Raw genomic sequence first — 21,993 nt, 5'->3', positions numbered from 1 at the left:
CACCTTTTCGTTGCGTCCGTTGAAGCAGAGCAAAGGGCAGGCAACGGGACCGGGAACCCCGGACCCAACGGATCGAAGTTCGTCGGCTCTGGTCATAGCGCGTGGTCGATTTACCGGGTAGAAACATGCCAACCCCTGCGTCCCGGCCACATCCCCGGCCGGTGGGGTTAGAGAGCGCTCTCACCGCCCCAGCTGCGCCGGAAGTATCGTCCGGCCAGCGGAGAGGACGACCCGCATGACACACCAACCCCGACGGGTACGCCGGAGAACCGGCCGCACCCTCATCCTCGCCCTGCTGCTGACCACCGCCGTCACGGCGACCAGCACGGCCGCCACCGCCCGACCGCCGGCACACGGCGCGCCGGACTTCGGGCCCAACGTGACCATCTTCGACCCGAGCACGCCGGTCGCCGAGATCCAGCAGACCCTCGACGCCGCGCACGCCCAGCAGGTCGGCAACGAGATGGGCACCGCGCGACACGCCTACCTGTTCAAGCCGGGCACGTACGGCACGGCCGAGCAGCCGTTGCAGGCCAAGGTCGGCTACTACACCGAGGTCTCCGGCCTGGGCGCCTCGCCCACCGACGTGAGCATCAACGGCAAGCTCGAGGTGTACAACCGCTGCCTGGAGGCCGACGGCACCGCCAACTGCCTCGCGCTGGTCAACTTCTGGCGGACCCTGTCCAACCTCTCGCTCACCATCAACGCGGCGGGTCAGGACGGCTGCCGGTCGTCGGCGAACTTCTGGGCGGTGTCGCAGGCGGTCTCCATGCGCCGCCTGAACATCAGCGGCGGAGGGCTGTCGCTGATGGACTACTGCACCGCCGGGCCGCAGTACGCCAGCGGCGGCTTCATCGCCGACTCGCGGCTGCCGGCCACCACCAATGGCTCGCAACAGCAGTGGCTGACCCGCAACAGCGAGGTCGGCAGTTGGTCCAACGCCGTGTGGAACCAGGTGTTCGCCGGAGTCGAGGGCGCGCCGGACGACGCCACCTTCCCCGACCCGCCCTACACCACGCTGGAGACCACCCCGCTCAGCCGGGAGAAGCCGTACCTCTTCGTCGACGGGCAGGGCCGCTACAACGTACGGGTGCCCGCCGCCCAGCGGAACACGCGCGGCGTCTCCTGGGCCGAGGGCAGCACGCCGGGCCGGACCATCCCGATCCGCGACTTCTTCGTCGCCAAGCCGTCCGACCCGGTGCACGTCATCAACAGTCACCTCGCACGCGGCGAGCACCTGCTGCTCACCCCCGGCGTCTACGACATCGCCCGCAGCATCGAGATCCGACGTGCCAACACGGTGGTGCTCGGCATCGGTCACGCCACGCTCACCGCGGTGCGCGGCGCCGTTCCGCTCGACGTCGCCGGTGTGCCCGGTGTGGTCGTCGCGGGCGTCACGATCGACGCCGGCACCGTCGAGTCACCGGTCCTGCTGCGGGTGGGTCGTGAGCATGGCCGCAACGTCAGCAACCCGGGCAACCCGACCACGCTGTCCGACGTCTACTTCCGCGTCGGTGGGCCGCACATCGGCAAGGCGGACACGGCGTTGCAGGTCAACAGCGACAACGTGCTCATCGACCACACCTGGGTGTGGCGCGGTGACCACGGCGTCGAGGGCTTCACCGAGGGCGTCAACGGTGACACGGACCGCTGGCGTACCAACACCGGTCGCTACGGCGCCGTCATCAACGGTGACCACGTGACAGCCACCGGCCTGTTCGTCGAGCACTTCCAGCGCTACAACACGGTCTGGAGCGGCGAACACGGCACCACGATCCTCTACCAGAACGAGCTGCCGTACGACCCGCCGACGCAGGCCGACTGGATGCACGGCGACGTCGAGGGTTGGGCCGGCTACAAGGTCGGCGACCGGGTGCGGCACCACACCCTGTACGGCGGCGGGGTCTACGTCTTCAACCAGAACACCCCGTCGATCCACACGGAGAACGGCTTCGAGGTCCCGGTCACCCCGGGCGTCCGGCTGCACCACATCATGACCGTCAACCTCAGCGCCGGCACGATCGACCACGTCGTCAACGGGGTCGGCGATCCGGCCGACACGACGCGGGTCGGCCAGCCGGTCTACATCACGCAGTACCCGCTGCCGTAGGCAGCTCGGCGCGTACCGGAAGGGGGGCCGGAGCCCGGGGTGGCTCCGGCCCCGCCGGTCCCACTTGTCCACGGTGGCGGCCGGCCTCAAGGGCAACTAGGTGAAAAGTCCGTTTGGGGGTTGTTTGTTGGGTTATCGTCGTCCGCGGCCGCTCTGGTTGCCGCAGCGGGTCGACGACCCCGTCGTTCCAAGGAGTCTCCACATGGACCTGCCAGACCTCGCCGGTGGTGCTAGGCCGTCGGTGGACCTGACGCCCCGGCGCGTCCTGGTGACCGGCGGCGCCGGCTTCCTCGGTGGCCACGTGGTCGCCCGCCTGATGTTGATGGGCAGTCAGGTTCGGGTGCTCGACAACTTCTCCACCGGCAGCCTCGAGAACCTGGCCGATGCCGTGTCCGGAGGGTTGACCGAGGCGGACGTCCTCGTGGGCGACATCCGTACCCCGGACGGGGTGGAGGTCATCGACGAGTGGCAGCCGGACGTGGTGGTGCATCTCGCCGCCCAGCCCAGCGTCTCCTCCGCCGGCCGCTCGCCGCTGTACGACGCGGACGTGAACGTGTTCGGCACCGTGAACGTGCTCGACGCCTGTGTCCGCAGCGGCGTACGGCTGGTGATCAACGCGGCCAGCAACGCCATCTTCGGCAGCGTCGCGGCCAACGAGCTGCCGATCGCCGAGGACCACTCGATGGCTCCGGTGAGCCCGTTCGGGATCAGCAAGGCCACCGGCGTGCACTATCTCGACTGGTACGCGCGCCACCACGGTCTCGCCTACACCTCGATGGTGTTCAGCAACGTCTACGGACCCCGGCCGGCCGGCATCGATTGCGGCGTGGTGTCCCTGATGGCCAATGGCCTGCTGGACGGGCGGCAGGTGGTCATCTACGACGACGGCGCGCAGACCCGCGACTTCATCTACGTGAGCGACGTCGCCGAGGCGGTGGCCACCGCCAGCCACCACGACGGGGTGGGCATGGTCAACATCGGCTCGGGCCGGCAGACGAGCATCAACGAGGTGTACGCGACCGTCCAGGAGGCCGCCGGCGTCGGGCAGGGCCCCCGCTATGAGCCGCTGCCCTGGCCGGGAGAGGTCCGCAACATGGCCCTGGACACCAGGAAGGCGCGCGACCTGCTCGGATGGCAGCCGAGGATCGGCTTCACCGAGGGCGTCCGCATGACGGTCCGCGACGCCCGCCGCCGTAGGGCCGGTGCGCGAATCCTGCCCCCGTCGCAGAACCTCGATCAGGTGATGAGCGTCCGCTAGCGGCGGTACGCGGCACCCGGCCGCGGGTGCCTCCACCTCTGCCGGCGCGGCGGATTCCGTACCCCATTGGGCTTGAATTCCTATCGGACTGATAGGAATATAGGTGAATGCCGGTCGGTCCGTTCCTCACCTCCCGCCGGGTCGTGGACCTGATGCGGGTCGCCGCCGGGCTCTGTCCCGGCGCGCCGGTCATCGACTGAGCCTGCCCTCCGCTCGTCGAGGCCGCACCACGTGTACGCGTCCCGACCTTCATCCGATCCCGCCGCGGCCGGATCGGTCACCCCCTCCGGAGGTACGCCATGAGCACCGACCCGTCACCGTCCACGCCACCAACCGCCGGGGAGTCCCGGCTCGCCTTCAACGAGGACTGGGTGGCCACCATCGTCGGCCTGGCCCTGCTCGCCCTCGTCCTGCTCGGTGCCATCCCCGCCGGGCTGGTGCCCTGATGGCCACCGACGCGACCCGCACGGGCGACGCCGTGACCCCCACCGACGCGACCCGCACGGGCGACGCCGTGACGCCCGCCGACACCGTGACGCCCGCCGACGAGAGCGCCGCCTCGGCGACAGTGGACCCCGCCGACCCGATCGGTCCCGCCAGCGCGGTGCGTGACGGCGCGTTCTGGGCCTGGACGGCGTTCGGCCTGCTGGTGGTGCTGGGCCTGGCCGCCCTCACCCGCTACCTGGAGCAGAACGTCCCCGACTGGGCCGAGGGCACCGCCCTCGAGGACATCGGAGCGGCTGTCGAATATCCGGTCTACGCGATCCTGCTCGGCCTGCTCGGCAACGTCGCCGTCACGCTGCTCGGGTTGCGCGACCGGATCGCCGCCGCGTTCCGGACCGAGTTCTTCATCAAGACGGGTCTGGTGCTGCTCGGGGCCTCGATCAACCTGGCCGTGATCGCCAGCGCCGCCGGCCCGGCCATCGCCCAGGCGATCCTGCTGATCAGCGGGGTCTTCCTGTTCACCTGGTGGCTGGCCGGGCGCTTCGGGTTGGACGACAAGCTGCGCGCCCTGCTCGCCTCGGCGGTGTCGATCTGCGGGGTGAGCGCCGCGATCGCCGCCGCCGGCGCGGTCCGGGCACGTCGCGAACAGTTGGCCTACACGGCGAGCCTGGTCATCGTCTTCGCGCTGCCGTCCATCTTCATCCTGCCCTGGCTGGCCGACGTGCTCGGCCTGGAGCCCGCGGTGGCCGGCGCCTGGATCGGCGGCAACATCGACACCACCGCCGCGGTCACGGCCGCGGGCGCGTTGGCGGGGGAGGAGGCGCTCCAGATCGCCAGCATCGTCAAGGTCACCCAGAACGCCCTGATGGGTGTGGTCGCGGTGGCTCTTACCGCGTACTTCACCTTGCGTGTGGAGCGGCGGCCCGGCGCGGCCCGACCGGGCCTCGGGGAGCTGTGGCGGCGTTTCCCCAAGTTCGTTCTCGGGTTCATCGCGGCCTCGGTCATCGCGACCTGGTACCTCGACTCGGCGGGCGCGGACGGCAAGGCCACCATCGCCATCGTCAACGACCTGCGCGTCTGGTTCCTCATCCTGGCCTTCGTCAGCATCGGCCTGGAGGTGCGGGTGGCCTCGCTGCGGGAGGCCGGCTGGCGGCCCGTCGCGGTGTTCGCCAGTGCCACCGTGTTCAACCTGGCGTTGGCGCTCGGCCTGGCGTCCCTGCTGTTCCGCGACTTCGCGGTCTGAGCCGGCGAGCGCCCCACCCCCCGAGTCGGCGAGAGGGTGGGGCGCTCGCTTCCTTCCGATCCGTTGACTAATAATTTCATCGATCAGTCGCACTCTTGCGGGGTGGCATTCGCTGCTGCCACGATGACCGTCAATGCCTTCCGTCCCGAAGGAGTGGTCGTCATGGCGGTCTCCCGCCGCAGGTTCGTCACGTCGGTCATGGCGGGGTCCGCCCTCGCCGCCGCCTCCACCACCGAGTTACTCGCTGCCGCCAGCAGCCCAGCCCACGCCGCCAGCCCCCCCGGGGATGTGGTCGGCAAGGTGACCGTCGGCTACCAGGGCTGGTTCAGCGCCCCCGGCGACTCGGCGCCGATTGGCGGCTGGTGGCACTGGAGCCGCGACCGGTTCCAGCCGCCCTCGCCCAGCAACACCACCATCGTGTCCTGGCCGGACACGCGGGAGTACACGCACACGTACCCCACCGCCTATCCCAACCTCGGCAACGGCTCGCCGGCCGTCCTCTTCTCCTCGTACGACCAGCAGACGGTGGACACCCACTTCCGCTGGATGCAGGAGTACGGCTGCGACACCGCCGCCCTGCAGCGGTTCAACCCGACGGGCGACGAGGGCCCGACCCGCGACGCCATGACGCAGAAGGTTCGCTCCGCCGCCGAGCGCTACGGCCGCAAGTTCTACATCATGTACGACGTCACGGACTGGTTGACGATGCAGTCGGACATCAAGGCCGACTGGACGAACAAGATGCTCGCCCACACCGCGTCCAGCGCGTACGCCCGGCAGAACGGCAAGCCGGTCGTCTGCATCTGGGGCTTCGGTTTCAGCGAGCCCAGCCGCCCCTTCGCGCCGGGGCCGTGCCTGGAGGTCGTCAACTGGTTCAAGGCGCAGGGCTGCTACGTCATCGGTGGCGTGCCCACCTGGTGGCGGCAGGGCATCGAGGACTCCCGCCCCGGCTTCCTCGACGTCTACCACGCGTTCAACGCGATCTCGCCGTGGATGGTCTACCGGGCCCGGACCGTGGAGGAGCTCGACTCGTACTACAACAACGTCAACGTCGGGGACATGGCCGACTGTGCGGCGCGTGGCATCGACTACCTGCCCTGCGTGATGCCCGGCGACCTCGCCGGTGGCCACCGTAAGCACGGCGACTTCTACTGGCGGCACATCTACAACATGGTCCGGCTCGGCTCCCAGGGCCTCTACGTGTCCATGTTCGACGAGTACAACGAGGGCAACCAGATCGCCAAGACGTCCGAGACCCAGGCCACGACCCCGGCCGGCGCGAACATCCGGGCCCTGGACGAGGATGGCGTGGCCTGCTCGGCCGACTACTACCTGCGGATCACCGCCGACGGCGGCCGGATGCTCAAGGGGCAGCTCGCCCTCACCTCCGTGCGCCCCACCCAGCCGGTGGTCGGCGGGCAGCCCCCGAACCCCGGCGGCAACCTGGCCGTCGGCCGACCCACCCAGGCGAGCAGCCAGAACGGCCCGTTCCCGGCGTCGAACGCGGTGGACTTCGACGCGAACAGCTACTGGGAGAGCAGCGGCGGTTCGTTCCCGCAGTGGTGGCAGGTCGACCTCGGCGCCAGCTACCGGATCGGTCGGCTCGTGGTGCGACTGCCCGGCGGCTGGGGGGCGCGGACCCAGACCGTCACCGTGCAGGGCAGCGCCGACGGCTCGTCCTTCGCCACCATCGCCGCGGCCGCCGGGTTCACCTTCGACCCGGCGACCGGCAACATCGTCACCCGCACCCTGCCGCCCACCACCACCCGGTACGTCCGGCTCAGCTTCAGCGGCAACACCGGGTGGCCGGCCGCGCAGCTCTCCCAGGTCGAGGTGTACGCGGCCACCGACACGCCGACCGACACCACCCCGCCCAGCGCGCCGACCGGCCTCACGGTGACCGGCAAGTCGGCGACCAGCGTGTCACTGGCCTGGACGGCGTCGACCGACAACGTCGGGGTCAGCGGATACGAGGTGCGCAGCAGCGGCACGGTCGTCACCACCGGCACGGGCACCACGGCGACCGTGGGCGGGCTCACCGCGTCCACCGCGTACACCTTCACGGTGACCGCGCGGGACGCCGCGGGCAACACCTCCGCCGCGTCGAACGCCGTCACGGTCACCACCGACGCCCCGACCAACGCCGACCTCGCCCGAGGTCGACCCACCTCCGAGAGCAGCCACACCCAGAGCTACGGGTCGGGCAACGTGGTCGACGGCGACGCGAACAGCTACTGGGAGAGCGTCAACAACGCCTTCCCGCAGTGGGTCCAGGTCGACCTGGGCGCTTCCCGCACGGTCGGGCGGGTGGTGCTCAAGCTGCCGCCGGCATCGGCCTGGGGCACCCGTACCCAGACCATCGCCGTGCAGGGCAGCACCGACGGGGGCAGCTTCGGCACGCTGGCCGGGGCGGCCGGCCGTACCTTCAACCCGGCCACCGGCAACCAGGTGACCATCACGTTCACCGCCGCGCAGACCCGCTACGTGCGGATCACCGTGACCGGCAACACCGGCTGGCCGGCGGGGCAACTGTCGGGGCTGGAGGTGTACGCGAGCTGACCGCCGAATGGGCGGTCGCCGGAGGACCGGCGGCCGCCCATCCGGAGCGCAGCCCGCGCCCAGTGAGGACATCCTGGACCGTTCGTCAACCCACCCCGCCCTGCCTCGCCCCGCCCTGCCCTGCCCTGCCTCGCCCTGCCCTGCCTCGCCCTGCCCTGCCTCGCCTCGCCCCTGCCTCGTCGATCATGGAGTTGTGGTGGGGTGACAAAGCACTCGTATAGCGTCAATGTGGACATCGCAACTTCATGATCGACGAGAGCGGGGTCGCTTTTCCCGCGATCTTGCACTTGCTGCCTCGACGTAGCGGGCATCCCACACATATCGGCGACCGAAACTGCAAGATCAGCGAGGCGAGGCGAGGCGAGGCGGGGCGGGGCGGCGTGGGGCGGGGCGGGGCGGGGCGGGGCGCGCCCCGGGGTTTGGTCCGCTGCTGGATCATGTGACTAGGTGCACTGGGCGTCCTCGACCATCCTGACCGGATGTCCAGGAGACTCATCGACGTGCTGAGTCTGCGTACCGTCACGATCGACGACTGGCCGTTGTGGCGGGAGACCCGCCTCGCTGCGCTCACCGAGGCACCACACGCGTTCAAGTCTCGGCTCGCCGAATGGCATAGCGGTGGTGAGGAGCGGTGGCGTTCGCGCCTGGAGTTGCCGGGCAGCTACAACGTCGTTGCGTTGCTCGACGAGCATGCCGTTGGCATGGCTGCTGGCGTTCCCGCTGATAACGGCATCAGCGAGCTGAGGTCCGTGTGGGTTGGTCCTGAGGCTCGGGGGCGCGGTGTTGGAGACCGGCTGATAGCGGCCGTCGAAACCTGGGCCCTGCGGTCAGACGCTAGGACGTTGAAGCTCGCGGTGATCCCGGGCAACGAAGCCGCCATCGCCCTCTATCGACGCAATGGTTTCGTCGTCACCGGGCAGCTTGGGAGCGTGTTGTCCGACGGTGTCACCAGGGAACAGGTCATGGAGAAAGCGCTCCGCTGATCGGGACACGACTGGGGGTCCCAAGGCGTCGTCACGACACACCTCGTCGGTAGGTGGGCGTAGCGCGACTGGCAAGATGCCCTCGTCATAGCCGGTCAGCGCCTCGCCCTGATGATCGTCTAGCCGGACCTGTCACCCGATCCTCGTCAGCGTCGCCGGTCCCGGCGCGTTCGCGGCCTCACCCACTGACCGAGATCCGGTGTCAGCCGGCCGGCTCACGCATCCGGCGCAGGTCGTTCGCCGGGTGGATGGTGCGGACGGGGTTGGGCACCGGCCCGCGTCGTTGCCACTCCCTCGGGTAGCCGAGCGAGACCTCCTCGAAGCGCACCCCGTCGTGGAACGTCGTCCGGGGGATGTGCAGGTGCCCGTAGATCATCGTGGCCGCCCCGAACCGCAGGTGCCAGTCCCGGGTCTGGACGGTGCCGCACCACTGCGCGAACTGCGGAAACCACAGCACGTCGGTGGGCTCCCGCACCAGTGGGTAGTGGTTGACGAGCACGGTCGGCAGGGCCGGGTCGCGTTCGGCGAGCCGACGCTCGGTCTCGGTGACCCGGGCGTCACACCACGCCTCCCGGCTCGGGTAGGGATCGGGGTGCAGCAGCATCTCGTCCGTGCACACCACGCCGGCCTCGTACGCCAGGTCCAGCGACTGCTGCTTGGTGCTCGCCTCGGGGACCCGGAACGTGTAGTCGTACCCGACGAAGAGCGGTGCGACGGTGGCCGGGCCGCCGTCGCCGTCCCACACGGGGTACGGGTCCTCCGGGGTGACGACCCCCAGCCGGCGGCACAGCTCGACCAACGCGTCGTAGCGCGCCTCACCACGCAGCTGCACCGGGTCGTCGGGCGGTGTCCACAGCTCGTGGTTTCCCGGCGCCCACACCACTGTCGCGTATCGGCTGCTGAGCTGCCCGAGCGCCCACTCGATGTCCGCGAACAACTCGCCCACGTCGCCGGCGACGAGCAGCCAGTCACCGTCATTGCCCGGATGCAGCTCCTCGACGAACGATCGGTTCTCCGGGTAGCGGATGTGCAGGTCGCTGACGGCCCGCAGCCGGGGCGGAAGGTTCACGCCCCGAGGCTATGCCGCCGTGACTAGCAGAACCAGCCGTCCTGCACCCAGCCGCGTCGATTGATGTGGCCGTAGGCGAACCCGTAGACGTATCCGCCGCTGCGGGGACCTTCGACGAGGAACGTCTGACCCTGGTAGAGGGTGCCCATCCAGGCACCGACGGGCGCGGTGCGGACGAACAGGTCGCTAGCGCACACTGTCTCGCGCTGGCCGATGGTGCCGTTCGCCGCCTGCGCCGGGGCCGGTGCGGCGAGCGTCGCGGTGAGGATCCCGGCCAGCAGGGCGACCGTCGCCCGTGCGCGGGTCACCATGAGTCGTACCCGCCGATGCACTCGATCCGCAGATAGCCCCAGTCGTTCGGACCGAAGTCGAACGAGGCGGCCCACCCGTTGTAGACCGGATGCGCGCCCGGTGTGTGGCCGATCTTGTTGCCGTACTCGAGGGTGCGCTTGAGGCCGGTGGGGCCTCCAGCGGAGTCGTAGTTGGCGTAGAGGCTGGCGCTCTGGCAGACCACGATGGCGTGCCGGGGCACCACCGGGTCAGCGGAGGCCGGTGCGCCGCCGAGAGCGACCGTGGCCGCTCCAATGGTCAGCGCGACGACCCCCGTGTAGATCCGTCGGGGCATGCCCACCTCCCGTACGCCGAAACTTTCCTACCGGCGACCCTAGCAACGGTGTCGATAAATGTCGATGGGATCCACGTCCGTCGCGACGGGCTGGCCCGGCCGGCATATCCCGGGACCGGGCGGGAAACCGCTGACGTCCGACAGCCCAAACCGGAGCAGGAGAAAAACATGCCTTTCATCACCGTGGGGACGGAAAACTCCGCACCCATCGACCTGTACTACGAGGATCATGGTTCCGGTAAGCCGGTCGTGTTGATCGCAGGTTTCCCGTTCAACGGGGCGACCTTCGAGAAGGCGACCAACGCGCTACTCAACGCCGGTTACCGGACGATCACCTACGATCGACGCGGATACGGCAACTCGGCCCAGCCGACGTTCGGGTACGACTACAACACGTTCGCGGCGGACTTGGACGTGTTGATGACCGAACTGAACCTGAATGAGGCGACCCTGGTCGGTCACTCGATGGGCACCGGCGAGGTCGTTCGCTACCTGGCTAACTACGGCTCCCAGCGAGTGAGTCGCGGTGTCCTGCTCAGCCCGCTGCAACCCATGCTGGCCAAGGCGAAGGACAACCCGGAGGGCGTCGACACCAGCCTCTTCAAGGGTTTCCAGGACGCCATCATCAAGGACCGCTACGCCTACCTGACGTCGTTCTGCGACGCGTTCTTCAACCCGGATCAGAACATGGGCAAGCGGGTCAGCGAGGATGCGTACCGGGGGCACTGGCAGATCGGTGCGATGGCTTCGGCGAGGGCCACCCACGACAGCGTGGACGCCTGGCAGGAGGACTTCCGCCCCGACCTGCCGAAGATCGACGTGCCGATCTTGATCATGCAGGGTGACCAGGACCGGGTGCTGCCCTACCCGGTGACCGGTCAACGGCTCGGGCCGATGATGCCGACCGCCAACCTCATCACGCTCAAGGGCGCGCCGCACGGCATCCCGTGGACGCACGCCGACGACGTCAACAAGGCGATCATGGACTTCATGAAGCAACCCGCCAAGGCTCGCGCCTGACCCGTACCGGTATCTGATCGGACGCCAGTGCGGCGACGCCGCCGCCACACTCGACCCGCGCGGGCCTATGGGCCCGCGCGGGCCGCTTTCGCCGGTCAGGGCCGACGGGCCACCACCGCGCCGTTGGCGCCGGGGGCGTCGAACGGCACCGTGCGGACGTCGACGAAGCCGGCGTCGGTGAGCCAGGCGGCGTACTCGGCGCCCGAGTAGTTCTTGCCGCCCTCGGTCTCGACCAGCATGTTCATGCCCATCAGGGCCGCCTCCGGCGGGCCGGTGCGCTCGTCGTTGAGCAGCAGCTCGCAGACGACGACCGCGCCACCGGGTGGCAGCGCCGCGTGGCAGCGGGCCAGCAGCGCCCGGTTCGTCGGCTCGTCCCAGTCGTGCAGGATCATGCTGAGCAGGATGACGTCGTGCCCGCCCGGCAGCGCCGGGTCGGCGAGGAAGTCACCGGCGACCGTGCCGATCCGCTCGCTTAGGCCGGCCTCCGCGATCCGCTCCTGCGCCCGTACGCAGACGTGCGGCAGGTCCAGGACGGTCGCCCGCAGCTCCGGCAGGCGCCGGCAGAACTCGATCGGGAACGCGCCCGCCCCGCCGCCCACGTCGAGCAGGCGACGGTGCGCCGAGAAGTCGTAGGCGTCGGCCAACGCGCTGGCGGTGAAGCTGGACGTGGAGTACATGGCGTCCCAGAACTGCGCAAGCATCTCCGGGTCGGTGGTGTCGAACATCGACTGCTGGGCATGCGGATCCCAGGTCAGCGGCCGGTCGGTGCGCAGCGCCTCGCCGATGCGGTGCCAGGGCAGGTAGGTCCGCAGGTCCGAGTAGCGCACCTGGGCCCCGAAGTAGTACGGACGCCCCTCCACCAGGAACTGCTCGGCCAGTTCGGAGTTGCGGTAGCCGTCGCCGGTCTTCTCCAGCAGGCCGAGCGAGGCGCTCGCGGCCAGCAGCAGATCCGCTGGACGTTCGGCCATCCCGAATTCGGTGGCAGCCTGCTCGACGGTCATCGTCCGGCCGTCGGCGAGCCGGGTGAACAGGCCGATTTCGACGCCGACCGCGAGGGTCTTGAACCCCCAGACGCCGGCCACCAGGCGCATGAGGGGAGTCGGAGTGATCATGCGCAGATGAGATCACAGATGGGAATCGTCCACCATGGAGGCTTAGGCGCGGCGGCGGCTCACCGCCCGTGCGACGAGGCTCACCGCTGTGCTGCCGACCGCCATCCCGACCAGCACCAATATCGCCCCGACGACCCACAGCCCGCTGTTGTCGGTCGACGCGGCCCGCCACGACCAGACCACCGTGAAGGCCACCGTCATCACCGGCGCCACCACCCACGGGCTGAGCCGCGTGCCGGCGAGGGCGGCGAGCAGCGCGAGGGTCAGCACACAGCCGATCACCTGCCACGCCTCGTACGGGCCGCTCGTCGCGCCGGTCTGCGGGTCCACAGTCTGGCGGGTGTCCCGGCCCAGCCACAGCAACCACGCCCCGACCGTGGCCGCCGCCAGGAACAGAACACCGAGCAGTGCGCGCGTACCCCTCGTCGCCGTCATCGGGAGATCATCCCCCGTGCGGTGGGCTTCGGGAATGAGTACCGGTGCCCAGTTATTGGCCGTGGTGGACGAACGGTGCCCACCTGCTCGGCCGGAACGGATCCGTCGCACGCAGCGCGCGGGTCACCGCGTGCAGCGCGTCCGCCGATCGGGACGGGTCGAGCGTGCCGTCGGTGCCGCTGAGGCCGTCGTACAGGCGATCGGTCACCGTGGCCGCGGCGTGGTCGCCGATCGCCCAGAGGGTCGACACGACGTGCCGGAACCCGGCGACCTGAAGGGCGGCGGCCAGGTGACCGGCCTCGTCCGGCAGGTCCGCGCCGCCCCGCCCGGTGTGACAGGCGGACAACACCGCCAGCTGGGCTCCGCTGAGGTCGAGGCGGGCGACGTCGGTCAGGGTCAGTGGCGCGTCGGCGAGGAACAGCGCCGGCTGCCCAGCGGCCGTGGCGTCCCCGTGGCAGGCGAAGTGCGCACTGCTCCGACCGGCCAGCTCCGCCGTCACGCGGGCCCGGGTGGCCGCCGGCCCGGTCAGCACGGTCGCGGCGGGGAACCGCGACCGCAGCAGCTCGGCCTCCCGCGCCGCCGCCGGCAGGTCGGGCAGCCCCGTGACGTACGACGGCCGCTCGGCGCAGGCCACCACGAGCGGGCGGTGCTCGCCGACGACCGCCGGGCGGCGGGCGTACCGCAACGACCGCAGCGTCGCGGTGCTCGAGGACACCACCCGGTCCAGCACCGAACGCCCGGCCGGCGCGTCGTCCGGGTCGTGGTAGCCGGCCGCGTGCAGGGGGGCCAGCGCGAGCGGCCCGGTCGGGCACCACCACAGCCGTGTCACCGACGGCGGGACGGCGGCCAGCACGGGCGCCGCCACCACGTCCCACAACCATTCGAGGTACGCCAACAGCACCTGCTCGCGCGGCCCGGCGGAGAGGCCGCCGACACCGACCCGGGTGACCACGTCGAGGTACCGGCCGGTGCGTTCGTCGGCCTGCGCCGCACTCAGGTCGGGGAGCGGCACGAGCTGAACGCCGCGCGCGGTGAGGATCAGCGCGTCGCAGCGGTACCCGCTGACGTTGACCAGCACCACCGGGCCGTCGGTGGCCACCTCCGCCAGCTCGGCGAACGGCGTGGGTTGCAGGAAGGACGCGAACCCGGGCCGAGCGCGGACCGCGGCGACCAGGTCGTCCCACTCGCGGGCCAGGTCCCGTCGGCGTTGGGCCTGCCCGGGCCCGTCGGACCAGGCCCGCTCGTCGTCCCGCAGCGCGGTCAGCCGCTCGGCGAGAGCCGGATGTGCCGTGGCCAGCGCGGTCACCTCGGAACGGCTGTCCAGCACCTGACCCCACCACAGTGAACGCCCGTGGTCGAGCAACTCCACGGCCCGCTCGGGTAACCCGGCGGAGATGGCGGCCGCGGCGGCGTCCGAGGCGACCGCTCCCCACCGCCGAACGAGTTGCTCACGATCGGCGCCGCCGAGCCCGCGCCACACGGTCCGGTGCAGGTGCTGCACCGCGTCGTCGTACGCCCGCGCGGCGGGGCCCCACTCGCCGCGCCCCTCGCTGGCCAGGGCGGCCCGCAGCCCCGCCAGCAGCACCAGCGCGTCCATCCGCTCGAACGAGCGATCGGCGGCCTCCTCGGCGATCCCGTCCAGAGCGGCGATGCCCTCCTCGGGGCGGCCCAGGTCGGCGAGCACCTGGGCGAGGCCCAGCCGCGCGGTCAGGTGCAGCGGCGAGCGTGGCGGCACCGCGCCCAGCACGCGTTGGTACTCGTCGACCGCGTCGAGCAGGTCGGCGCGGCGCTCGGGCCCTCGGTCGCGCAGGGCCAGGGCGAGGTTGAGCCGGACGGCCGGATCGTCGGCGGTGGCCAGGGCGGCCCGCAGGTGCGTCACCGCCGCGTCGAGGTCGCCCGGGGCCCGGCCGGTTAGGAAGCGCTGTCGTAGCCGGTTGCCCAGGTTGGCGCGTGCTCGGGTGGCGGTCGTCTCGTCGGCCGCTGCGGCCAGCGCGGCCTGCCCGACCTCGATCGCCTCGTCCAGGTCGAAACGCCGGTCGGTGTGCTGGAACCGGTAGACCAGCGCCGTGCCCAGGATCAGCAGGTAACGGGCGTGGCTCGGCTCCGCGGCGGGGGTCAGCTCGATCGCGCGCCGGCAGAGGACGATCGCCTCGTCGAGGTCGGCGCCGCCACGGTCGCGCAGGAACCGGTTGATCAGCGCCGCTGCGAGGTTTACCAGCTCACCGATCACGTGCGTGGGGCTCAGCGCCGGTCGCTCGACGGCCGCCCGCAGCAGGTCGACCGACTCGTCCAGGTCGGCCGCCTCGCCGTACGCCTCGAACCGACGCATCAACGCGGGGCCGAGCGCGATGCCGATCAGCGCCCGGACGGGGTGCCCGGCCGGTAGCCGCGCCAGCAGGGTGTGCCCGTCGTCGCGGATGCGCTCCAACAGGGCCAGGTCGCCGGTGCGCTCGTACTCGCTGAGCAGGTCGGCGAGCGCGGTGCTGTGCCGGGCCAGCTCGGCGAGGTCGTCGCCGGCCTCGGCCGCCGTGCGCTGCGGCCTCGACCCGGGGCCGGCGACGAACGTCAGGCCGGGTGGGAGGTCGACCGGCGGCGGTGGGCCACCCAGCTCGGTCACCTCCGTCAGCGCCTGATGCGCCGACTCGCGGATGGACGGATCGGACGCCTGCGCGGCGACCAGTCGGAGCTGCTGCGCGGCGGTGTCGAGGTCGGCCAGGTCGCCGCTGAGCCGGTAGCGGTCCCGGTGCAGCAGGCCCAGGTTGAACCGCAGCGTCATCGACACCGGGTGCCCCGAGGCGTACAGGTCGAGGGCGTCGCGGATGCTGCGCAGCATCCCGTCGAGCGCCTCGCGGGTGCCCGTGCTCTCGTACGCCAGCCGGCGGACGTCGGTGAGCAGCGCCAGGAACGGACGGCGGTTGGGGTCGTCGACCGCGCACAGTCGGACGGCGCGCTCCACCTCCTCGGTCGCCTCGGCGAGCCGCGACAGGTCGCCCGTGTTGACCGTCCACTGGATCAGCGCGGCGCCGCGAAGCGCGGCCAGGCCCGCCCGATCCGGATGGTCGGCCGGCAGCAGGAGAACACCCTGCTGAAAGATCGCCGCCGCTGCCGCGTGCAGCTCGGGAACGCCGGTCGACAGGCCGAGGTCGTTCAGCTCCCGAGCGGCCAGCAGGGCCTGCTCGACCGGGGGTCGCGCGCCGGTCAGCAGACCGAGCTGCAGCGATCGGGTGGCGAACGCGTGCAGTGCGAACCCGGTGAGGTCGGGTTGCTCGCTCGGCGCCAACCCGGCCAGCTCACGGTAGACCTCGACGCACGCCGCGAGGTCGTCGCGCGAGTCGGTGTGCTCGAACCGCAGGCCGCGCGCCTCGCCGAGCACGAGCAGGGCGGCAGGCCGCTGCGGTGCGTCGGCGGCGCACAGCGCCAGCGCGTGCACGCCCGCCGCCACCGCCTCGTCGAGCTCGGCCACCCGACCCGATTCGTGGTACTGCGCGAGCCGACCCCGGATTTCCCGCAGGGCGAAGCCGACCCGGTCGTCGTTGGCCGCTGGCGGCTGACGTCGCCGGAACACCGGGGTGACCTCCCGTGGGTCGGGTACCACCCAGCGTAGAGGAACCTCGATAGACTTCGGAGCCCACAGAGGACCGGGGAGGCCGCTCAGGTGCAGTCCGACAGTGACGACCTGGCCGCCTGGTGCGCCCTGTTGCCCGCGCTGCGCGAGCAGGCCCGGGCCAGCGGGGTGCTCGACCGGCTCGACCGCGACGCCGAGCGGGTCCGGGCGGGCGCGTCGGCGCACCGGGCGCTGCTCAAGTGGCGGCCCCCGGCCGACGACGCCGAGCAGCGAGGCTGGTCCGACCGGCCGACGGTGGGGCTGGCCGGCCTGCCCGGCATGACCCGGGCCCCGGGAGTCGGTGCGGGGGATTACCGCTGCCCACGCGACCGGTGTGTTCGACACGCCACCCGCGACGACGACGGGCACCCGCCCCGGTGCACGGCCTTCGACCTGCCGATGCGGCCCGCATGATCGGCGTCCTCACCGAGGTGGGCCGACGGATCAGTGGCCGGTGGCTGACCGCGGTGCTGCTGCCGGGCCTGCTGCTGGTCGCCACCGGCGCGGTCGCGAGGGCACTCGGTCACGCTCACGCGGTCGACGTCGACCGGCTCGTCGCGCTGGCCGACGACGCCGGCCGCGACCTGTCGGCCCGACCGGCCCGACTGGTGGTCACCGCCGTGCTCGCTCTCGTCGCGGCGGGGCTGGCCGGCACGGCCGCGCCCGGCATCGGCCGTCTGGTCCAGCGCGGGTGGCTGCGCGAGCGGTTCCTCACCGGCGAGCTGATCACCCGCACCCGGTGGTCGCGGCGCTCCCGGGCGCTCACCGCCGCGAGCCGTGCCGGCGTGCCGGTCGTTGCCGCGTACCTGCCGCAGCGGCCCACCTGGCTGGCCGACCGGGTGCGGCTGCTGCGGGCTCGGGTGCGCGCGCAGTACCACGTGGACGCGGCGCTGGTCTGGCCACGGCTCTGGCTGCTGCTCGGCGAGGACGCCCGCCAGCCGATCACCGACGCGCGGGCCCGGTACGGCGAGGCCGTCGCGCTGGTCGGCTGGGCCGTGCTGTACCTGCTGCTCGGGGTGGGGTGGTGGCCGGCGCTGCTCATCGGGGCCGGCACGCTGCTCACCGCCTGGTGGCGGGCCCGGGAGGCGATGGCCGAGCTGGCCGAGCTGGTCGAGGCCGCGATCGACCTGCGCCTGCGTGACCTGGCCGACGCGCTCGGCCTGCCGGTGGCCGGGCCCGAGCTGACCGCCGCCGAGGGGCGTGCGCTCGACGACCGGCTCGGCAAGGCCGGGCCGGGTTAGGACCGATCCTGGGGAGGCGCGGATGAAGTTTCTACCGTCCCGGCCGAAGCCGCTGCCGGCGGAGCTGGACCGTCGCTCGCGCGCGGCTCTGGCGCTCTTCGACGCCGGCCAGTACGCGCCGGCCGAACGGGCCTGGCGCGCGCACCTGGCCGACTGCGAACGCGAACTCGGCCCGGCCCATCCCGAGACGCTCACCACGCTCGACCGGCTCGGGTCGGCCCTGTTCCGCCAGCGGCGACTCGTCGAGTCGGCCAACCTGCACCGCGAGGCCCACCGGCGGGCGGTCGACGCGTACGGCCGCGGCCACCCGGACACCCTGATGTACGCGTACAACCTCGGGTGTGCGCTCGTGGTGGTCCACCAGTGGGCGGAGGGGTTGCCGGTGCTCCAGGACGTGCTGCGGCGTCAGCGGCGGCGGCTCGGCAAGTTCCACCCGGCCACGCTCACCACCGCGAAGACACTCGGGGCGTCCCTGTTCGTGGCCGGTGACGCCCAGGCCGCCCTGGAGATGCTGGAGACCAGTCATCAGCTGGCGGCGCGGGCCTTCGGCTCGGACGATCCGCTGACCCGCGACATCGCCGACAACCTGGAGGTCGCTCTGCGCAACTCCCGCAGGGTCTGAGCGACCGCACCTAACGCCGCGAGCGGATCTCCTGGAGCATCCAGCCGTTGCCGTCCGGGTCGCTGAACGAGGCGAAGGAGCCCTTGTCGGCGCGGTCCGGGTGCGGGCCGCTCACCCGCTGCTCGTTGCCCGCGTGGTGGAACACCCCACCCGCGTCGTGGAACACGTCGGACACCGTAGCGCCCCGGGTGACCAGGTCCGCGCGGGCCGCCTCGATGTCGGTGACCACGAGCAGGAGGCCCTGCACCGAGCCCGGTTCGGCTGCGGTGATCCCGGTGCCGATGATGATCGAGCACGCGGAGCCGGGCGGGGTCAGCTGCACGACCCGAAAGTCCGGGCCGCCGACGTAGTCGATGTCGAGGCTGAACCCGAGCTGTTCGTAGAACCGCATCGCCCGGTCGACGTCGGTGACCGGCACGACGACCACCTCGAGCTTCAGGTCCATGCTGTGTCCTCGTGGTCGATGTGTCGCATCTGTGCACCCCAGGCCTCACCCTAGGCGGGCGCGGGATCGGGCGGGTTGAGAACAGTGGTCTTCGGGACCCGGCGCCGCCAGTCCGGGCTGGACGCGGGCGAGGAAGTCGCGGACCAGCCCGACCACCTCGTCGAGGTGTGTCTCGAGCAGCCAGTGTCCGCCGTCGAGCAGGTGCAGGTCGGCGTCGGGCAGATCCCGCAGGTACGCACGCGCCGCGCCTGCGGGCATGTAGCCGTCGTGCGGCCCCCAGACGATCAGCGTGGGCGGCCGGTGCGTGCGCAGATACTCTTGTTGTCGGGGGAACCAGGCGACGGTGCTGCCCTGGTCGGCGAGGAGTCGCAACCAGGCGTCGCGCCGCCGTGGGTCCGCGACCAGTGCGCCGGAGAGCCGCCACAGGTCGGGGCTGACCCGGTCGACCAGCCGGTCGGGCAGCTCGCCCAGGAACTCGCGCCGGAAGCCCTCCTCGTTGATCGCGGCGGCGAGTTGCTCCCGACCCTCGGCGGTCGGCACATGCCAGAACCGCTTGAGCGGCTCGTACTTCGGGCCGTGCTGGTCCGGGTAGATGTCGCCGTTCTGAATGACGAGCCCGGCGACCCGCTCCGGCGCGGCCATCGCCAGGCGCAACCCGAACTGGCTGCCGTAGTCCTGAAGGTAGAGCACGTAGCGGGTCAGCCCCAGCACCTCGGTGAACCGCCGGAGCAGCTCGGCGTTCGCGTCGAAGGTGTACGCGAACCGGCCGGGATCGGGCGTGTCGCTGTAGCCGAAGCCGGGGTAGTCGGGCGCGATGCCCCGCCACCGGTCGGCCAGTGCGGGCAGCAGGTGGCGGAACTGGAACGACGACGACGGGTAACCGTGCGGCAGCAGCACCACCGGCGCGTCCGCCGCGCCGGACTCGCGGTAGAAAATCGTGATGCCGTCGACCTCGACGGTCCGGTGCCGCACCGGGTTCTCGTCCATCAACCCTCCGCACCGGTGACGAGCTTCGGCGTACCCCTCGACGGTGCCAGAAGCGGTGGCCGCCGGGTGCGGCATTGCCGCCGAAACCCGGCCGTCGCCCGCCGGTCAGGTGACCGGCGCGGCTCCGGTCGAGTCGCGGACGACCAGCAGGTGCCCGGTTGCACGCCGCCGGGGACGCGCCGAGCGGGGCTTGAGCGCGAGGGTGAGCGCGGTGCGCCCCATCTCGGTCATCGGCAGCCGGACGGTGGTGAGGCTGGGGGCGAGGTCGGCGGCCACCGACACGTCGTCGAAGCCGACGACCGACATCCGGGTGGGCACCGGGACGCGGCGGGCCCGCAGCGTCGACAGCACCCCGATCGCCATCGCGTCATTGAGCGCGACGATCGCGGTCGTCTCCGGGTGCTCGTGCAGGATCTGCTCGGTGGCCGCCCGGCCGCCGCTGCGGGTGAAGTCGCAGTGCACGACGGCGAGGTCGGCCGGGTCGAGCCCGCGCTGTCGCAGGGCCGACGACACGCCGGCGAGCCGGTCGGCGACCGTGGTGAGGCCGGCGCTGCCCGCAGCGACGGCGATCCGGTGGTGGCCGAGGTCCACCAGGTGTTGGGCGAGCGCCCGGCCGCCGGCCTCGTTGTCGGGGAGGACGGCGTCGACGCCGAGGGCGTGCCGGCCGATGGCGGCGACCCGGCCGCCGTGGTCCTGAAACGCCGCTAGCTCGGCCCGGGCCTCGGCCTCCATTCGCGGATCGTCGTACCCGGAGCCGCTGATCAGGATGATGCCGACCCGCTGGGCGATGAGGTGGCGTAGCTGTTGCAGCTCGTACGCGGGGTCGCGCCCGGACTGGCAGATCTGCACGAGCAGCCCCTGTTCGCCGGCGAGCTGGATGACGCCACCGGCGATCTCGGAGAAGTAGGGGTCGTCGACCTGGTGGACGACCAGCCCCACGGTGGAGCTGGCACCGCTGGCGAGGGTGCGGGCGTACGGGTTGGCGACGTAGCCCAGCTCCCGGGCGACCTGCCGGACCCGGTCGGCCACCTCGGCGCTGACCCCCTCCCGGCCGGCGAGGGCCCGGGATGCCGTGGCGAGTGAGACGTTCGCGCGTTGGGCCACGTCCACGAGGCGCAGGCGCTGGCCAGGCCGGGGCATCCACAACTCCTCGAAAACATCCATGTCACCCGATCTATTGCCAGTGACGATGATCGAAGCCTAGGGTACGTAAGCGCTTACGCAAGCGCTTACGTGACCGGCACCGGCGTGCCGCGAAATGAGGTGACCGTGATGGCGAGGGCCAGGAAAGCCACCGTCTCCCTCCTGATGATCGGCGTGCTCACCAGCGCCGGGGCTCCAGCGGCGCAGGCGGGCCGGCCTGGTCCGACCGCTGTCCATCCGGCGCTGCGGGCGCACCTCGTCGCCGCGTACGACTTCGACCACCCGGTGCCCGGCGACCCCGCGCTCGAACGCGACCAGGGCCGCTCCGGCACCGAGATCGAGCTGATCAACGGCGGTGCTGCCATGCGGGTGCCGGACGACGCCTACCGGGGCAGCGGCAACGCGGTGCAGACCCGGCAGGTCGACCCGGCCGTGGCCGGCAACGACGATTGGAAGGCCGGCACCTGGTCGGCCAGCGGGGTCCGCACCCTGCGTGCCTTCAGCGCCACCGCCGGCACCACCGTGATGGGCTGGTTCAAGCTGCAGATGGCCAGTCCGCTGCCCGACTCCACCACCCCCGACCCGACCGACCGGTTCAACGCCATCGGGCTGGCCGGGGTGCTGACCGGCGACTCCGACGGGCACGGCGTCCGGGCCCTGCTGGAGCTGATCGACGTCAACGGCGAGTTGCGCCTCGTCGCGCTCGGCCGACGCCTCGACGGTGGCAACTCGCAGACGTTCGCCGCGAGTCAGGACTGGCGGGCGCTGCTCCCGGCGGGGGAGTGGGTGCACCTCGCCGCCACCTTCGACTTCGGCACCGGCGCCCTGGCCCTCTACCGCAACGGCGAGCCCGTGCCCGGCTTCTACACCCGCACCGACGACCCGTGGCTGGTGTCCGGGCCGGGCCCGCACGTCACCACGGCCTCCGACCCCCGGGGCATCAAGATCGGCGGAAGCTTCCCCCAGGACACGCTGGAGCGGAATCCGTGTGACTGCCGCATGGACGGCCTCATGTTCCTCGACAGCGTGGTCTCCGCGAACGACGTGCGGAGGCAGTACCGCCACCTGGCCCGCTGACCACCCTCGGCACCGT

At 71.6% G+C, this 21,993-nt stretch carries 20 protein-coding genes; 11 read left to right on the top strand and 9 right to left on the bottom strand.

The features are described 5' to 3' along the window. Positions 1-235 precede the first annotated feature (235 nt). From V6V47_RS07745 to V6V47_RS07720, 6 genes are all read left to right on the top strand, one after another. On the top strand, positions 236-2,110 hold the full coding sequence (locus V6V47_RS07745; RefSeq protein ID WP_334627377.1) for an adenylyl cyclase: 1,875 nt from the start codon (positions 236-238) through the stop codon (positions 2,108-2,110). 202 nt (positions 2,111-2,312) lie between these two features. Continuing rightward, positions 2,313-3,368, top strand: a complete 1,056-nt coding sequence (locus V6V47_RS07740) for an NAD-dependent epimerase/dehydratase family protein (RefSeq protein WP_334627376.1) — start codon at positions 2,313-2,315, stop codon at positions 3,366-3,368. A 299-nt stretch (positions 3,369-3,667) separates the two neighbouring features. Continuing rightward, positions 3,668-3,814, top strand: coding sequence for a hypothetical protein (locus tag V6V47_RS07735; protein WP_334627375.1), 147 nt, complete (start codon positions 3,668-3,670; stop codon positions 3,812-3,814). Then, complete coding sequence (locus tag V6V47_RS07730; RefSeq protein WP_334627374.1) at positions 3,814-5,055, top strand: YeiH family protein; 1,242 nt, start codon at positions 3,814-3,816, stop codon at positions 5,053-5,055. Before V6V47_RS07735 ends, V6V47_RS07730 begins: the two co-directional genes overlap by 1 nt. A 162-nt stretch (positions 5,056-5,217) precedes the next feature. Then, positions 5,218-7,614 carry a galactose-binding domain-containing protein gene (locus V6V47_RS07725; protein ID WP_334627373.1) on the top strand — a complete coding sequence of 799 codons (2,397 nt, stop codon included), beginning with the start codon at positions 5,218-5,220 and terminating at the stop codon, positions 7,612-7,614. Between the two features lie 479 nt (positions 7,615-8,093). Further along, positions 8,094-8,597, top strand: coding sequence for a GNAT family N-acetyltransferase (locus tag V6V47_RS07720; RefSeq protein ID WP_334627372.1), 504 nt, complete (start codon positions 8,094-8,096; stop codon positions 8,595-8,597). A 202-nt stretch (positions 8,598-8,799) separates the two neighbouring features. Here V6V47_RS07720 and V6V47_RS07715 read toward each other — a convergent pair whose 3' ends face one another. The 3 genes from V6V47_RS07715 to V6V47_RS07705 are packed head-to-tail and all read right to left on the bottom strand — an operon-like array spanning position 8,800 to position 10,291. After that, complete coding sequence (locus tag V6V47_RS07715) at positions 8,800-9,666, bottom strand: metallophosphoesterase family protein (protein ID WP_334627371.1); 867 nt, start codon at positions 9,664-9,666, stop codon at positions 8,800-8,802. Positions 9,667-9,689: 23 nt separating this feature from the next. After that, positions 9,690-9,977: a hypothetical protein gene (locus V6V47_RS07710; RefSeq protein WP_334627370.1), complete on the bottom strand. Its 288-nt coding sequence runs from the start codon at positions 9,975-9,977 to the stop codon at positions 9,690-9,692. After that, positions 9,971-10,291 (bottom strand): hypothetical protein, encoded by a 321-nt coding sequence (locus tag V6V47_RS07705; RefSeq protein WP_334627369.1) that lies wholly within the window; start codon positions 10,289-10,291, stop codon positions 9,971-9,973. Before V6V47_RS07705 ends, V6V47_RS07710 begins: the two co-directional genes overlap by 7 nt. Before the next feature lie 168 nt (positions 10,292-10,459). Between V6V47_RS07705 and V6V47_RS07700 the strand changes: the two genes are divergently transcribed. Next, complete coding sequence (locus tag V6V47_RS07700) at positions 10,460-11,311, top strand: alpha/beta fold hydrolase (RefSeq protein ID WP_334627368.1); 852 nt, start codon at positions 10,460-10,462, stop codon at positions 11,309-11,311. A 95-nt stretch (positions 11,312-11,406) separates the two neighbouring features. On the opposite strand, the gene V6V47_RS07695 is transcribed toward V6V47_RS07700, so the two are convergent. From V6V47_RS07695 to V6V47_RS07685, 3 genes are read right to left on the bottom strand one after another with little or no spacing between them, the layout of a single operon-like run. Next, positions 11,407-12,423 (bottom strand): methyltransferase, encoded by a 1,017-nt coding sequence (locus V6V47_RS07695; protein ID WP_334627367.1) that lies wholly within the window; start codon positions 12,421-12,423, stop codon positions 11,407-11,409. A gap of 42 nt (positions 12,424-12,465) precedes the next feature. Continuing rightward, the gene (locus V6V47_RS07690) at positions 12,466-12,858 is read right to left on the bottom strand and encodes a hypothetical protein (RefSeq protein WP_334627366.1); all 393 of its coding nucleotides are present in this window, start codon (positions 12,856-12,858) and stop codon (positions 12,466-12,468) included. 52 nt (positions 12,859-12,910) lie between these two features. Further along, positions 12,911-16,423 carry a CHAT domain-containing protein gene (locus tag V6V47_RS07685; RefSeq protein WP_334627365.1) on the bottom strand — a complete coding sequence of 1,171 codons (3,513 nt, stop codon included), beginning with the start codon at positions 16,421-16,423 and terminating at the stop codon, positions 12,911-12,913. 90 nt (positions 16,424-16,513) lie between these two features. On the opposite strand from V6V47_RS07685, the gene V6V47_RS07680 reads away from it, so the two are divergent. From V6V47_RS07680 to V6V47_RS07670, 3 genes are read left to right on the top strand one after another with little or no spacing between them, the layout of a single operon-like run. After that, positions 16,514-16,876: a hypothetical protein gene (locus tag V6V47_RS07680; protein ID WP_334627364.1), complete on the top strand. Its 363-nt coding sequence runs from the start codon at positions 16,514-16,516 to the stop codon at positions 16,874-16,876. Further along, positions 16,873-17,703: a hypothetical protein gene (locus V6V47_RS07675; RefSeq protein WP_334627363.1), complete on the top strand. Its 831-nt coding sequence runs from the start codon at positions 16,873-16,875 to the stop codon at positions 17,701-17,703. The genes V6V47_RS07680 and V6V47_RS07675 overlap by 4 nt, the downstream gene beginning before the upstream one ends. A 22-nt stretch (positions 17,704-17,725) precedes the next feature. Next, on the top strand, positions 17,726-18,325 hold the full coding sequence (locus V6V47_RS07670; protein WP_334627362.1) for a tetratricopeptide repeat protein: 600 nt from the start codon (positions 17,726-17,728) through the stop codon (positions 18,323-18,325). Between the two features lie 10 nt (positions 18,326-18,335). On the opposite strand, the gene V6V47_RS07665 is transcribed toward V6V47_RS07670, so the two are convergent. The 3 genes from V6V47_RS07665 to V6V47_RS07655 form a co-directional block, all read right to left on the bottom strand. Beyond that, on the bottom strand, positions 18,336-18,770 hold the full coding sequence (locus V6V47_RS07665; protein WP_334627361.1) for a VOC family protein: 435 nt from the start codon (positions 18,768-18,770) through the stop codon (positions 18,336-18,338). 45 nt (positions 18,771-18,815) lie between these two features. Next, entirely contained in the window at positions 18,816-19,757 is a 942-nt protein-coding gene (locus V6V47_RS07660; protein WP_334627360.1) for an alpha/beta fold hydrolase, read from the bottom strand. 105 nt (positions 19,758-19,862) lie between these two features. After that, positions 19,863-20,921, bottom strand: coding sequence for a LacI family DNA-binding transcriptional regulator (locus V6V47_RS07655; RefSeq protein WP_334627359.1), 1,059 nt, complete (start codon positions 20,919-20,921; stop codon positions 19,863-19,865). A gap of 108 nt (positions 20,922-21,029) precedes the next feature. On the opposite strand from V6V47_RS07655, the gene V6V47_RS07650 reads away from it, so the two are divergent. Further along, positions 21,030-21,977 carry a LamG-like jellyroll fold domain-containing protein gene (locus tag V6V47_RS07650; protein ID WP_334627358.1) on the top strand — a complete coding sequence of 316 codons (948 nt, stop codon included), beginning with the start codon at positions 21,030-21,032 and terminating at the stop codon, positions 21,975-21,977. Positions 21,978-21,993: the final 16 nt, after the last annotated feature.

The organism is Micromonospora sp. CPCC 205539 (assembly GCF_036906815.1).
GTDB lineage: Bacteria > Actinomycetota > Actinomycetes > Mycobacteriales > Micromonosporaceae > Micromonospora.
The sequence above is the reverse complement of the archived record's forward strand: the minus strand, read 5'-3'. Positions and strand labels throughout refer to the sequence as shown.

Bases quoted from the DNA above. Each gene is read 5' to 3' on its own strand.
- V6V47_RS07745 (WP_334627377.1), top strand. From the start codon at position 236: ATGACACACCAACCCCGACGGGTACGCCGGAGAACCGGCCGCACCCTC.
- V6V47_RS07740 (WP_334627376.1), top strand. From the start codon at position 2,313: ATGGACCTGCCAGACCTCGCCGGTGGTGCTAGGCCGTCGGTGGACCTG.
- V6V47_RS07735 (WP_334627375.1), top strand. From the start codon at position 3,668: ATGAGCACCGACCCGTCACCGTCCACGCCACCAACCGCCGGGGAGTCC.
- V6V47_RS07730 (WP_334627374.1), top strand. From the start codon at position 3,814: ATGGCCACCGACGCGACCCGCACGGGCGACGCCGTGACCCCCACCGAC.
- V6V47_RS07725 (WP_334627373.1), top strand. From the start codon at position 5,218: ATGGCGGTCTCCCGCCGCAGGTTCGTCACGTCGGTCATGGCGGGGTCC.
- V6V47_RS07720 (WP_334627372.1), top strand. From the start codon at position 8,094: ATGTCCAGGAGACTCATCGACGTGCTGAGTCTGCGTACCGTCACGATC.
- V6V47_RS07710 (WP_334627370.1), bottom strand. From the start codon at position 9,977: ATGGTGACCCGCGCACGGGCGACGGTCGCCCTGCTGGCCGGGATCCTC.
- V6V47_RS07705 (WP_334627369.1), bottom strand. From the start codon at position 10,291: ATGCCCCGACGGATCTACACGGGGGTCGTCGCGCTGACCATTGGAGCG.
- V6V47_RS07700 (WP_334627368.1), top strand. From the start codon at position 10,460: ATGCCTTTCATCACCGTGGGGACGGAAAACTCCGCACCCATCGACCTG.
- V6V47_RS07695 (WP_334627367.1), bottom strand. From the start codon at position 12,423: ATGATCACTCCGACTCCCCTCATGCGCCTGGTGGCCGGCGTCTGGGGG.
- V6V47_RS07690 (WP_334627366.1), bottom strand. From the start codon at position 12,858: ATGACGGCGACGAGGGGTACGCGCGCACTGCTCGGTGTTCTGTTCCTG.
- V6V47_RS07675 (WP_334627363.1), top strand. From the start codon at position 16,873: ATGATCGGCGTCCTCACCGAGGTGGGCCGACGGATCAGTGGCCGGTGG.
- V6V47_RS07670 (WP_334627362.1), top strand. From the start codon at position 17,726: ATGAAGTTTCTACCGTCCCGGCCGAAGCCGCTGCCGGCGGAGCTGGAC.
- V6V47_RS07665 (WP_334627361.1), bottom strand. From the start codon at position 18,770: ATGGACCTGAAGCTCGAGGTGGTCGTCGTGCCGGTCACCGACGTCGAC.
- V6V47_RS07660 (WP_334627360.1), bottom strand. From the start codon at position 19,757: ATGGACGAGAACCCGGTGCGGCACCGGACCGTCGAGGTCGACGGCATC.
- V6V47_RS07655 (WP_334627359.1), bottom strand. From the start codon at position 20,921: ATGGATGTTTTCGAGGAGTTGTGGATGCCCCGGCCTGGCCAGCGCCTG.
- V6V47_RS07650 (WP_334627358.1), top strand. From the start codon at position 21,030: ATGGCGAGGGCCAGGAAAGCCACCGTCTCCCTCCTGATGATCGGCGTG.